The 11,742-nt window shown below is 64.3% G+C and carries 10 protein-coding genes; 2 read left to right on the top strand and 8 right to left on the bottom strand.

The features are described 5' to 3' along the window. Positions 1-31 precede the first annotated feature (31 nt). The 5 genes from ACVIIV_RS35385 to ACVIIV_RS35365 form a co-directional block, all read right to left on the bottom strand. Positions 32-1,423: a hypothetical protein gene (locus ACVIIV_RS35385; RefSeq protein ID WP_456748323.1), complete on the bottom strand. Its 1,392-nt coding sequence runs from the start codon at positions 1,421-1,423 to the stop codon at positions 32-34. Next, positions 1,420-2,694 (bottom strand): glycosyltransferase family 4 protein, encoded by a 1,275-nt coding sequence (locus ACVIIV_RS35380; protein WP_456748322.1) that lies wholly within the window; start codon positions 2,692-2,694, stop codon positions 1,420-1,422. Before ACVIIV_RS35380 ends, ACVIIV_RS35385 begins: the two co-directional genes overlap by 4 nt. Before the next feature lie 29 nt (positions 2,695-2,723). Further along, positions 2,724-4,058, bottom strand: a complete 1,335-nt coding sequence (locus tag ACVIIV_RS35375; RefSeq protein ID WP_456748321.1) for a hypothetical protein — start codon at positions 4,056-4,058, stop codon at positions 2,724-2,726. Positions 4,059-4,167: 109 nt separating this feature from the next. Further along, on the bottom strand, positions 4,168-5,307 hold the full coding sequence (locus tag ACVIIV_RS35370) for a glycosyltransferase (protein ID WP_456748320.1): 1,140 nt from the start codon (positions 5,305-5,307) through the stop codon (positions 4,168-4,170). A 252-nt stretch (positions 5,308-5,559) separates the two neighbouring features. Next, complete coding sequence (locus ACVIIV_RS35365; RefSeq protein WP_456748910.1) at positions 5,560-6,663, bottom strand: glycosyltransferase family 4 protein; 1,104 nt, start codon at positions 6,661-6,663, stop codon at positions 5,560-5,562. A 183-nt stretch (positions 6,664-6,846) separates the two neighbouring features. Here ACVIIV_RS35365 and ACVIIV_RS35360 point away from each other — a divergent pair, with 183 nt between their 5' ends. Beyond that, positions 6,847-7,734: an aldose 1-epimerase family protein gene (locus ACVIIV_RS35360; protein WP_456748319.1), complete on the top strand. Its 888-nt coding sequence runs from the start codon at positions 6,847-6,849 to the stop codon at positions 7,732-7,734. A gap of 48 nt (positions 7,735-7,782) precedes the next feature. Here the strand turns inward: ACVIIV_RS35360 and ACVIIV_RS35355 are convergent, their stop codons facing one another. Further along, the gene (locus ACVIIV_RS35355) at positions 7,783-8,631 is read right to left on the bottom strand and encodes an MBL fold metallo-hydrolase (protein ID WP_456748318.1); all 849 of its coding nucleotides are present in this window, start codon (positions 8,629-8,631) and stop codon (positions 7,783-7,785) included. Between the two features lie 72 nt (positions 8,632-8,703). Then, on the bottom strand, positions 8,704-9,864 hold the full coding sequence (locus ACVIIV_RS35350; protein WP_456748317.1) for an acyltransferase family protein: 1,161 nt from the start codon (positions 9,862-9,864) through the stop codon (positions 8,704-8,706). A gap of 291 nt (positions 9,865-10,155) precedes the next feature. Here ACVIIV_RS35350 and ACVIIV_RS35345 point away from each other — a divergent pair, with 291 nt between their 5' ends. Beyond that, entirely contained in the window at positions 10,156-10,971 is an 816-nt protein-coding gene (locus tag ACVIIV_RS35345) for a response regulator (RefSeq protein WP_456748316.1), read from the top strand. An 18-nt stretch (positions 10,972-10,989) separates the two neighbouring features. Here ACVIIV_RS35345 and ACVIIV_RS35340 read toward each other — a convergent pair whose 3' ends face one another. After that, complete coding sequence (locus ACVIIV_RS35340) at positions 10,990-11,742, bottom strand: transglycosylase SLT domain-containing protein (protein WP_456748315.1); 753 nt, start codon at positions 11,740-11,742, stop codon at positions 10,990-10,992.

Raw genomic sequence — 11,742 nt, 5'->3', positions numbered from 1 at the left:
ACCTGATTCACATGGCTGGTGGTGCGGCGAATCAGTTGCGGCGAGCCAGCATGAGAAAGTCGCCGCGCCATGCGATGACCGCCGTTGCGAACGCGGCGATCACGATCTTGCCGGCGAGCCATGCCGCAGGCTCCGTCGGCATCGAACCGAGCGAGCCGATCAGGACTGCGGCCACCAGCGCCTGCATGACCAATGACCAGCGCGGGAATGCCTCAAACCGCAGCGTCGGACCGAGCGCGACCAGAATCGTTGCGAGGGTGGCGAGCGAAGCGCAGCTCACCGCCCCCCGCGGCGACAGGCCAGCCGACACCGCGATCAGGGAGAGGGCCACGACGATGGCGAGCTGGCCGGCCGCGACCAGGACCAGCCTGGTCGCCAGCTTCTCGAGGTGGGGGACAACCGCGATCGTCGCCTGCAAATGGGTATGCAGGAAATAGAAGGCGGCGATTGCCGGCGCCGTCTCCAGGAATCCGCTCAGGCTCTCCTGCGGCACCAGGATCCGCGCAGCATCAGGAATGAAGCCGACCAGCCCGCCGAGCAGCACGAGGGTCGTGCAGATCATGAACTCGAACATGCGGCGCGCCGATTGCACTGATTTCGTGCCGGTCCCGTGCTCGAAATCGTTGACCACCTCGGGATAGCTGACGGTGTGGATCGCCGCATTGAGGACCCAGAAGGGGCGTTGCAGCAGGTCGAGCGCGATCGAAAATCCGGCGCCAGCCCCCGTCGCACCAAGCCGGCCGATGACGATGACCCGGAGCAGCACCGGCACCGACAAATGGATGACGGACGCGCCTGCGGCGAGCATGCCGTAGCGGGAGAAATCTTTCCAGTCGGCGAGCATCGTCCGCAGCGAAGCGCGCGCCAGGGGGGTGCGATAGGCCGCCAGCCCGGCGACGAGGCCCAGCGCGTGGCCCGCGTTCACGCCGAACAGCGCCGCTTCGGCCGTCCCTGAAATCGCTGCTCCCGCGGCGGCCCCGGTGAGAAGAGCGGTGGCCCGAAACGCAAGAAGAAAGGACGCGAGGCCCAGCCGATCGGACAGGCGGACCGACAGGAAATAGAGATCCGTCAGGCCCTGAAGCACGGATATGCCGAGGCCCAGCGCGATGATCGCTGTCGGGAGCGCGCTGGCCAGGGATGCGCAGCTCCCGATCACGACGAGCGCGCCCGCACTCGACAGGCCTGCCGCAAAGAGCGACCATCTCAGCCGGGCCGCCTCTTTCTCGCCGGCCGCCGCCAGAAAGCGCAGTCCGGCAAGCTGCAGCCACTCGAACATCAGGACGCAGAGCAATTGGCTCGAGGCCAGCGTGAAGGAGAAACTGGTGTAGGCGGCGGCGGGCAGCAGATGGCTGATCGCGAAGATCAGGATGATCGCCGCGGCACTCTGATAAACGTAGCCCGCCATCGCGAGGAGGCGTGTCATCTCGGAATGAGGCGCTCCTTGCCGACGGCCGGTCCCTGTGGCGCTTCGGTCGTTGCAGCACGCATGCGCGACATCCGCTGCTCGCGCAATTGCTCATACAGGTTCTTGTATGAAGACAGCACGTCGGCAAATATCCATTTGTTTGTATCGGCGATCAGGCGCCGGCTGATCTCGTCGATCTTGTGCGGATCTGACGCGACTGCGAGCATGCTGTTGGCCAGGGATTGCGGATCGGCGTCGGTGAGCCAGCCCGTCACGCCATGCTCGATGACCTCGGGCATGCCGCCAAAGCGCGTTCCGAGCAGCGGCCTGCCGGCCGCCTTGGCATCTGCGACGACCAGTGGACCGGGGTCGTGCCAGATCGACGGCGCGATCACCACGTCGACCTGCTTGTAGAAATCGTCCGGCGCCACGAAACCCATGAACTCGATGCGCGCATGCGGCGCGAGCGCCCTGAGGCGGCGTTGCTCCTCCTCGCTGACCCGGCCGGCGATCATCATCCGGATGCGTTCGCGGGGCAGCAGGGCAAGGGCCCGCATGAGGTTGTCGATGCCCTTCTCCTCCGTGAGGCGGCCGATGAACCCGAACGTCACTTCCGTGGTGCAGATCGGACGGGGATAGGGCGCGCGCGGCGGCTCGGTCGAGGCGTTGCGAATCACGGTGCGGATCGGCGTCTCCACGAACATGCCCATGTCGGTATGAATGGACAGCACACGCTCGCTCACGCCGACCACGGCGCTGAGCCAATGCGTGGCCCGCTTGCGATGAAAGCTCAGGATTCCGCAGCTCGTGCAGGTGTGCTCGCAAGACCGTCCTTTGTCGAAGCGCGAGCAACGCGGACAGGTCAGGTAATAGTCGTGAAGCGTATGCAGCACCGGTACGCCGAGCTGGGCGGCAACGCGCCAGATCGCGGTGGTGAGGCCCGACAAATTGTTGGAGTGCAGCACGTCCGGCTTGAAGGCCCGGATCCGCTCCGCGATCAACGGCGCCTGCATCTGCCAGTCGTCGACCGCGTGCCAGATGCTGCGTAAAGCGGCATTTTTCTGCTCCGTGAAGGGCAGATAGATGTTCTGTACCGGGGCGGAATAGACGTCGATGCCGTTGCAGGTCTCGCGAGCCTGCTGGGGTGCAGATGCGGCCCGTATCACCTCGACCTCATCTCCGCGTTGCACCAGGCCTTCGGCGAAACGTCGCGCGAAGATCTCTGCACCGCCAACGATCTTGGGTGCCAGAGGCGTCGGATAAAGCGTGGACGTCAAAAGAACTTTCATCGCGTAACCTCATGTCTGCAAAATCGCGCCTACCTCGCCGGACGTATCTCCAGGGCGGGAATGGCACCGTTATTGGCTGCAATAAGAACCGGTGTGCTCGAAACCGGAATCCAGGCCCCGGACGCCGGCCTTGCGGCCGCATCGCACGGCAGTGCGTAGGTTGCGCCTTGCTGATCGCCTTTGAGCCGGATTTCGTAACGTCGATCCGGCGCCTCGGACCAGACCGCAACCCTGCCGCCGGACGTTGTCGATGCATTGATCGATACGACGCCGCTGGCGAGCTCGCGTCGCTCGGCACTCAGGCTGGGGCGAATGAAGGCCCAGGCGCCCTGGGCCGCACAGGCGACGGGCTTTGGCGAATTGTCGAAGCGATAGAGTCCGAAATTGTGCTCCAGCTCCGATGGATTCTTGCCGCTGTCCTTGAGCTCGTAGAGCCACATTCCCTTGAGCCAGCGAGCGGCGGTCGACGCCCACAGGATCAGCTGCGCAGTGTTGTCGGCCTGGGCTTGTTCACTGACGCCGCACTTGTTGGTGGCCGTGGTCCATCCGGTCTCGGTGACATAGATCGGGAAGTCGGGATTTCCGCTCGCCTGGCCAACGAGCCGGTGAAACGCCGTGAGCCGCTCGATGATCTCGGCCGACGTGCGTTTGCTCGGGCCCATGCAGAAATTGTAGAGATGGATCGAAGCGCCGTCGGCATATTGCAGAATGCCGGTCCGCAGCATCTTCTCCGTCCACGTCCAGCCCAGATCGTCGCCGAGCGCTCCAACGAGGAAAGGCGCATTCGGCGCAACCCGCTTGACCGCAGGTCGTGTGGCCTCGGCAAGCGCCAGATAGTTCTCCGGTGAGAAGGCGGCATCCTTTTTCGCCGCCAGGTTCCACTCGTTCCAGAGCTCGAAGAGGGGATGCTGCGCCACGACGGATTGCGCCGCCGCAGCAGCATAGTCGGCGAACCGCTGCCGCGCCTCATCGGTTGTCGGCGGCGAGGAATTCGGAACGAGATGATGGCCGAAGGCGAGGATCAGGAGGGGACGTGCGACGCCGGATTTGACCTGTGCTTCGAGCCTGCCGAGCCTGGGCGCGAAGCCCATCCGGCGTCCCCCCACCTCGAAATCGGACCAGGGGAAATCATCGCGGAAAGAGTTGAGGCCGAGCTGCTTGATCTGGGCGATGTTCTCCGCAGGCACGTATCCCCGCGCGCTCACCGGCCCGCCCAGCCCCTGATGGGTGCCGACACCGAGCAGGAATCGAGCGTCGAGCGGTTGAGCGTGCTGAGCGCAGGCAGGGACCGACAGAAGAATGGACGAGATGAGGCCCGCGAGGCGGAGGACACTGTCGCGAACCAAGGTGCGTGGGCGTTTCATGGTCGAGATCATGCTCACGCGCGATGCACTGGCGGTGACATCAAGCCCGGCTCAGGCCATTGCCATCGCGATCGCCAGCACTTGCAAGGGCAACCGTGCATGTTGATCATCAGAAATTCTTGGAGAGATCCGACTGCAGTCCCGCCTTCGCTTCGACGGGTGCCCGGTCGTCCTGAAGGAGCTCGACATAGACCTGCTGCAATTGTCCATGCGTCTTCTGAATGTCATACAGCTGCTTGAAGCGGTCGTAGCCGCGCTGCCCCAGCACCTTCAGATCGAGATCGAGCGCTCGCCGGAAGCCGTCGACGAGCGGCTGAACGGCGACGGGCTCGCAAAGCACGCCGGTGACGCCATCGACGACGATCTCGGGCAATGCGCCGCTGCGGAACGCCAGGATGGGCTTCGCTGCGCGCATCGCTTCCAGGGCAACGAGACCGAAGGCTTCCCATCGTGACGGAATCACGACGAGGTCGGCGGCCTCGAGCTGGGTCTCGATGGCCGGGCGGTCCAGCCAGCCCAGCAGGGACACGTTGGACGGGACCGTCGGGCCTTCATACTTGTTGACGACGGAGGCACCGACCATGCGGACGTCGAGGACATCCTCGAGCGAGCGTGCCGCTTCGATCAGGAGATCAAAGCCCTTCTGCCGGTCCAGGCGTCCGATGAACAGGACCTTGACCTTCTTGGAAGTCCAGTCCGCCGCGGCGGGCTGCGGCGTGCGGCTCTTCGAAATGCCATTGTGGACGATGGTGAGGCGGTCGGCAGGAATTCCCGCGCGGACCGCCTCATTATACTCGTCGCCGGAGATGCAGATGATGCGGTCCGACGTGCGCGCGAGAAGGTTCTCCGCCGCCTTTGTCATCACATGACTGAGGCGGCCGGTCTCGCGCGAAAACGCCCAGCCGTGCGGACAATATACGACGCGCGGTCCGCCCGAGCGGGCCGCCAGCGCGGGCCGGAGCACGAGGCCTGCAAACGAGGAATGCAGGTGCACCACGTCCGGCCTGAAGGCATCGAGCGCCTGCATGCTTGCGCGCAACATCTGGAACAGCCCCGAGACGCTGCGGCCGGATCGCTCGAACGTCGTAATCTGGTCGTCATCGATCGCTCCGAGATCGCGACGATGATCCGACGGCACGACATAGTGCACGTTCTCGGCGCCGAAGCTCGCCTGTTGCTGTGGATGCAACTCGTTCAGATAGCTAGCAATCCCGCCACGGATCGTCTCGGCGACGTGCAGCACTTTCATCGTTTGCCTCGCGTAAGGCTGCGTCGGAGAGCCGGACATCGTGTATCCCTGTTCTGAGTTCGCTACTGCGAAACACAGTTCCTCGAATACGTAGCGATATTGGGGCAGCGATGTGGTGATGTTGCGCCAAGGTCTTCGTGCTTGCGATCACCCGCAAGATCGAAAAAGTTTCATGGAACTCTGCAAAAAGCTGCGAGTTGCAAACTGTTTGTGCAAACACCATTGCGCGCGACAGGCGAGCTGCGTCGAATTTCAAGCAGCGCTGGCGACGTTCGCCGGCCCTGCGAGGTGATCGAGCAGAGCCTTCGCCGATTTCTTCCACGAAAAGAATGTCACGCGATCCTGCTGCCGCATGCGTTCCTGGTCCGAGATCGCGCCGATTGCCAGTCTTTCGAGCATGAGCTGCTTCAGCGCCTCGGCATCGGTGGCGCGAAAATACGCAGCCGCGTCGCCGCACGTCTCCACGACGGCGTCAGCCGTCGAGGCGATGACCGGACAACCGAAGATCATGGCTTCGAGCGGCGGCACGCCGAACCCCTCGTAGAGTGAGGGAAACACGAATGCCGATGCATGCGCATAGAGAGCTGCGATCTCGCTGTCGGTCAGACGCCCGGCAAGCAGCAGACCCGCAGCCCCGTCGCCCGAATTGTCCTGAAACACCTTGCTGTTATCGCCGCCCACGATGACCAGGGGAACATCGGGCCTGTCGAGCAGCTGCATGGCGCGAATCGCGACCGAAAGATTCTTGTTCTTGGTCCTCGAGCCCACATAGAGGAAGAATTTCTGCGGCTGAACCCCGAGCCGGGCAATAATGCCGAGATCTGGTTTCGTCTTGGCGAAGTGCTCTGCGCTGTTGGGGAAGACCGGGATCTCCGTTGCCGATAGATTCAACACTTCGGCGAGTTCTCCGCGCGAAAAAGCCGATACGGTTGCGATGCTTGCGTGCCGGGCGAGCAGCCGGCCCATCGTTCGGTGAACTGCCAGATAACGCCAGCTGAAGAAGTCGGGCCTGCGAAAGACCTGGGCGTCGTGGATCACGACAATGTGGTCGCGATGGAAGACGGGGCCGGAATTGGCCAGACTGATCAAGCGGCCTCCGGCAGCGGCGCGCGCGAGATCGATTTGATCCCAGGCGTGCCCATGCAACCGGCCGACAGCGCGAACCTTGATCCGGTCGAGTTGAATATCCTCGCTTGCATCCGCAGGCGTCAGCAATTGCCAATCTGCGTTGCGCAGCGAGGCCGGAGTTTGCTCCGACGCCAGCAGCACGTCGATCGCCTTGACCATTTCAGCGGCATAACGCTGAACGCCGGTGAGCTTTTGCGACAGAAAGCGGCCGTTGATGAAGATATTCAATTGGCTACCACGATGGTTCATCGGCGTCCCGGCCGGTTGGCGGGGGGAGCTCGCGGTGGAGGAATCGCAAAGGGAGCAATCGTTAGGTACAGAAATATGACGCAGCTCGGCATGGCTCCGGGGCGCCGCCTGCATGGCCGGCGCCGCCTTGCTGCGTCTGAATCCGCGGTGTAGAGGTCGGCAATGACCGATGACACCCACGCCGTTCGCAGCGGCTCCCTCACCGCGACCGTCAAGGCGCACGGCGCCGAGCTGTGCTCGTTGAAGGACGGCGGCATCGAATTCCTTTGGCAGGCGGGGCCGGAATGGCCGCGTCACGCGCCGCTGCTGTTTCCGATCGTCGGGCGCCTTGCCAATGACGAATTGCGGCACCAGGGCAGGACGTACCGGATGACCCAGCACGGCTTTGCCCGGGACAGCCGCTTCGTGTGGGCAGAACGGGGCGAGAGCCGCTGCACGCTGGTGCTCGATGACAATGAGGCGACGCGCGCGCTCTATCCATTCCCGTTCCGGCTCACGGCCGCCTATGCGATCGATGATTCCGGCCTCGAATTGACTCTCACGATCGCCAACACCGGCAAGGAGACATTGCCGGCTTCGCTCGGCGGTCATCCCGCCTTCAATTGGCCGCTGCAGCCCGGCGCGGCAAAGCAGAGCTATGCTCTGACATTCGCGAGCGCCGAGTCGTCTCCGGTCCGCCGTCTCGATGGTGGACTGCTGCGCCCGGCAGCGGAGCCGAGCCCGGTCAAAGGCGCCGCGCTCTCTTTGTCCGAATCCCTGTTCACCGACGACGCCGTCATCTTCGACCGGATCGAGAGCACTTCGGTCCGCTATGCCGCGGGGCAGGGTGCATCAACCGGGCCATGGCTGAAAATGTCCTGGCGCGGCTTTCGCGAGCTCGGCGTCTGGTCGAAACCGTCAGGCGCGCCGTTCCTGTGCATCGAGCCCTGGCGCGGCTATGCCAGTCCCGTCGGCTTCGACGGCGAGTTCACCGACAAGCCGGGGCTGATGCACATCGCGCCGGGCGCTGAAGAAGAGTTATCCTATCGGATCGAGGTCGGATCGTCCTGACGCCGAACAGCTTCCGCACGTATTGTGGCGCGCGTGCTTCGATGATGCTCAGACCTCGATGCGCGTGAGATCCTCGCCGAGTACGACCGGCCCCGCATAGTCCTGCCTGACATCCGCCAGCAGCGCGTTCAACATGGCATCCTCGGTGCGCGGTCGGTGATGAGTCAGTGCGAGTTTCTTGACGCCCGCCTTGGCCGCGACCTTGCCGACGGTGTCGCCACAGGCGATCGTGTACTTCGCAAGCCGACGCAAATGCTCGTTGTTGATCTCCGGCGTCGCGAGGAAGCAGCACTGGACCAGGAGGTCGGCTCCCAATGCCAGCCGCTCGAGCCCGGGGCAGGGGACGGTGTCGCCGGAAATTGCAATGACCTTGCCCTCCGCTTCGAAGCGGTAGCCGAGACACATCCAGCGCGCCAGGAAGGCCGGCGGCATGTCGAGGCCATCGCCATGCGAGACCAGCTCGGCGCTGATCTTCCAGCGCCCGGTGTCGAGAACGGGACCCGGCACGATGTCCGTTGCGGCGACAGGCTTCCAGCCGCCGAAGCTGGGCTCGCCCTTATCCCGCCACATGATGTCCTTGTCGTAGACCTGCGTGATCAGCGTGCTGACGAGCCGCTCGGTATCCGGCGGTCCATAGACGCGCAGCGCGTCCTTGCGCCCGTGCATCCATGAATTCAGCATCACATCGTAGAGGTCGCCGATGTGGTCGAAGTGATGGTGGGTGAGAAAGACCGTGTTGATGGCGCCGAGCGGCACGCCGGCCTTGCTGAGCTGCACCACGACGCCGCGGCCGGCATCGAACAGGATATTCTCGTCGCCGAGCCTGATCAGCGTGGTCGTCGCCATGCGGCGCGGGTCCGGGCGCGGACCGCCGGTGCCGAGCAGGATGACCTCCATGACGCCACCTCCAGTGAGAAGAGTCTTTACACTAGATTCGGAGACAGCGACGAAGCAAGCCGGAGCGGGGGTTCAGCGCAGACTGGCTGCGGTCGCCGCGAGGGGCGGCCGGATGCTTGATCGGTCGGATCCCGCGGATGTCAGGCGGTGCGCCAGATCCTGGGCGCGCCGTTCCACCAGATGCCATGTCGCGCGTGCGACGAGATAGCTCAATGCGGCGGTGACGACATAGGCGATGAGCAGCGAGCCCAGTCCATCCGCCAGCGGCCAGAGCTGGCGCAGGCCATAGATCACCGCGAAGTGCGACAGATACATCGAATAGGAGTTGCGGCCGAGCGCCTCGAGCGGCCGCAAGCGGATCGCGAGGCGGATGCAGCCCGCCACCAGCGCGCCGAGCACGAGGTTGATCATCAGATAGTTGAACTCATGCGAGCCGGTCGCGCGGTCGGCGGCGAAGGACAGCGCGATGAAGACGGCGACGATGGCGGCGTCGGACCTGGCGAAACCGTCGCGCAGCGAAAAGAACAGCGCGCATCCGACGAGGAAGACCGGAAGCTGGTTCAGGAAGCTGATGTGCAGCGTGGTCCAGACGAAGGCCTCGTGGCCGGGGCCGTAATAGGCGGAGAACAGCGCGAAGGCCCACGGCTTGAACAGGCAGACATTGACGAGATGCAGTGCGATCGCCAGCGCGAGATAGAGATGGCGGCGCGATCCGAATGCGGTGATCAGAAGCGGGAAGACGAGATAGAACGTCATTTCCGCCGCGATCGACCAGTCGCCGGGAACGACGCTGTTGATGCTGTCCGGCCAGAAGCCGTGCAGGAACGTCGCGGTCAAGATCACTTGAACGGCCCCGATGCCGTTGGGCGCGTTGTCGCTCGGTCCGGTGCCGTTGATGACGAGGTAGGCCGGGATCGCGAGCCAGAACAGCGGCGCAATGCGCAAGGCACGCCGGATATAGAATTTCCTGATCGGATTCGTTTCCCCGCTGCGCTGCGTCCACATCAGGCACATCGTCATGGCACTGACGAAGTAGAACACGTTGACGCCGGTCCAGCCGCACATGAAGGCAAAATCAACGACGCGGATATTGGACGGAAATGACTGCGACACGTGAATCGCCATCACGCCGGCGATGGCGAGGCCGCGCAGGACGTCGAGCGTGTGCGAACGGCCGAAAGGCACTGTGCCTTGCTCGCTTCGACCGGCAGCCAACCGGGCCTGCCCCTGCATCACGCCTGCTCCGTGGTTTCGTGTTTTGCGGGCGGGACAATAGAGGTGCGATCGGGCTTTCCGAAGCCGAAGCCCTTCTTTACGTTAACCGGCGGTTCAATCCGAAGCCGGATGTGCGGGATCGGCGGTCCTGGGCTGGCGCGAGGCCGCTTGCACGGCCCGCGCAAGGATGCGCGGAATGAGAATTGTGCGCCAGTTCATACTTAATGCGGCAAGAGCATGACCAATATTGTTTGCGCATCACAACGCGCCTAGTATCGCGGCAGGCAATTTCGGGGGCTCGAACAGGCCGTGAATGTCCGTTCACATGACAGCGCGCTGCGCGGCGATTTGAATTTGCAGGTGGGGTCGCAGGCACACGGGACACCCAAGACGGTGGTTGCTTCCGCACGTCAGGAATTGCGTCCGGCCGGCCGCGAGCGATTGATCGTCGTCGAGGACGATCCGGTGACGCGGACCATGCTGGTCGGCTATTTCAGCGAGAACAATTTCGACGTGGTCGGCGCCGGCTCCTGCGCGGAATGCCGTCAGGCGCTGCGCGCGCGCACCGATCTCGTCTTCCTCGACGTGCAACTGCCCGACGGCGACGGCTTCGAGCTCGCCAAGGAGATCCAGGCCGCCAGCAACGCGGGCATCATCTTCGTGACGCGGCGCGACACCGACGTCGATCGCATTCTCGGCCTCGAGGTCGCCGGCGACCACTACGTCACCAAGCCGATCAACTTGCGCGATCTGCTCGCACGCGCGCGCAGCGTGCTGCGGCGGCGCTCGATCGACCGCAAGGCGGCGCGCCACCACAATTCGATCGCGTTCGGCGACTGGATCATCGACCTGACCCGGCGCGAGTTGCTCGGCAGCGACGGCAAGCCGGTGGCGCTGACGCGCGCCGAATTCGACCTGCTCGCGGCGCTGGTCGGGGCCGACGGCAGGCCGCTCAGCCGCGACTATCTGATAGAGGTCGTCAGCAACCGCCAGGCCGAGGTCGACATCCGCACGGTCGATGCGCTGGTGGCGCGGCTGCGCCGCAAGCTCGTCGGCAGCGGCACGCCCGTGATCGCGACCGTCACCGGGGTCGGCTACAAGCTCGCGCTCAGTGAGCGGCTGTAGGGGCTGGCAACGTCGCCGTCAACGCGATGCGACGCGTTTCCATCTGGCTTCGATGCGCGCCTTGATTTGGCTGATCCTAGCCTCGTGTGCGGCCCAATAGGCGCGGCTGGCGGCCGCGGTGCCTTGACGATAGCGGGCATAGACCGCTTTGGGTTGCACCGGCATCTTCGGGCGGCTCGCCGGCTTTGCCGGAACCACAGCGGCGACCGCCGGCGCCGGATCCGGAGCAGGCGCAGCTTCGGTCCCTACCGACGAGGCGTTCATGGCGACGAGACGGTTACGGGCCCGGTTGCAATAGACCTGCGACCGCGCCGTCATCTCCTCTTCGCCGTGACCTGCCCGGTATTTCATCAGGGCGCGGCAGAGGTCCCCTCCCGCCAGACGCCAGGCCTGGCTGAGATAAAGCACCCCGTAATGGATGTTGACGTCGGGTTCTGCCAGTTCCGCATTGCTTCCGCGGAAGCCAAGCATCGCCGCTGTCTCGGGCCGCACCTGCATCAGGCCGATTTCGCCGACGCTGCCGATGACCGCCGGATTGTAGCCGCTTTCGACGAAGACGACCGCTTCGGCGATATCGGCCGGTAGATTGGTGCTTTTGGTTTCTCTCTCGATGATCTTCCGGATCATGGCCCGGGACCACGGCGTTTCGCCGGCGCCGAGCTCGGTACCTCCGTCGGCCGCATGTGCGCCGATCGGAGCCGACACGAGCAGGACGACCGCGACGCGCCTCCACGTCGCACCGAGAATGAAGCGTGCCCGATCCCGCAGCAT

Source organism: Bradyrhizobium sp. USDA 4354, from assembly GCF_054060315.1.
Note: the sequence above shows the minus strand (reverse complement) of the source record. Positions and strands in the feature narration are given on the sequence as shown.